Source organism: Sulfurospirillum sp. MES (genome assembly GCF_000789415.1).
Classification (GTDB): Bacteria; Campylobacterota; Campylobacteria; order Campylobacterales; family Sulfurospirillaceae; genus Sulfurospirillum; species Sulfurospirillum cavolei.
Genome location: NZ_JSEC01000056.1, coordinates 1 through 582 on the forward strand (window position 1 = coordinate 1; position 582 = coordinate 582).

General features: G+C 51.0%; 1 protein-coding gene. It reads left to right on the plus strand.

The window, feature by feature from the left end; genetic code table 11:
* On the plus strand, positions 1-582 hold a 582-nt coding region (locus tag OA34_RS13370; protein WP_039676271.1), incomplete at both ends, for an SAM-dependent methyltransferase.

Here is a 582-nt window from a genome sequence, read left to right on the forward strand (position 1 = left end):
CAATGAAGCGGTAACCAACCGTCTCGTGGCTTTGAAGCCTCGCCTGCGCTTTTGGCTCAATGTCGTCGATGTGCCCGAACTGTGTGATTTTTACTTCAGCGCGTTGACGCGTCGTGGGGACATTCAAGTCGCTGTCAGCAGTGGTGGCAGTTCGCCCACGTTGGCGCAAGTCATTCGTGACAAAATCGAGAAAATTTTACCGCGCGATCTCACATCTCTGATTGAGCGTCTTAAAAATGAACGTCAAAAACCAGACCGTGACCTCGAAAAACTGCGCGGCATGGCTGAAGCGGGTGTGGGAAAAGTTTTTCTCATCAGCTGTGGCACAGGCTATGTGGGCAACCTTACGTTAGACGCCTTAAACGCCTTTGAACTGCTCGATGTTGCTTTGGTGGACGCGCTGGTTTCTGAGGAGATTCGCTCTCTCATTCCCCTTACATGTAAAGTGGTCGACGTGAGCAAAAAGAAAGGGTTTCACTCCAAAAGTCAAGACGAAATCAACGCGCTTTTGGTCGAATACGCCAAACAAGGACTCGTCGTCGGACGCCTTAAAGGGGGCGAAGCACTTCTGTTTGGGCGCTT